Annotated in this window: 1 pseudogene; it reads right to left on the minus strand. The window is 75.8% G+C overall.

The features are described 5' to 3' along the window. Positions 1-25: 25 nt before the first annotated feature. Positions 26-248: pseudogene (locus ACSNOK_RS35510) on the minus strand (MBL fold metallo-hydrolase); the annotation flags it as partial.

A 248-nucleotide genomic window follows, 5' to 3' on the forward strand; every position in this document is an offset into this window, starting at 1 on the left:
GGGCGCGGCCGGGCGGCGGCGCGCGCTAGAGCTCGTAGACCGCGCGGGAGCGGGCCAGCTCGACGGGGCCGTCGAAGACCTCCTCCGCGTGGGCGAGGTTGACCCGCGGGTCGGTCCACGGCGGGATGTGGGTGAGCACCAGCCGCCCCACCTTCGCCCGCTGCGCGTGCTCGCCGGCCTGCCGGCCGTTGAGGTGGAGCTCCGGCACGCTCTCCTTGCCGTGCGTGAAGGACGCCTCGCACAGGAAG

Origin of the sequence: Streptomyces sp. URMC 126 (genome assembly GCF_051386555.1) — a bacterium.
GTDB lineage: Bacteria > Actinomycetota > Actinomycetes > Streptomycetales > Streptomycetaceae > Streptomyces.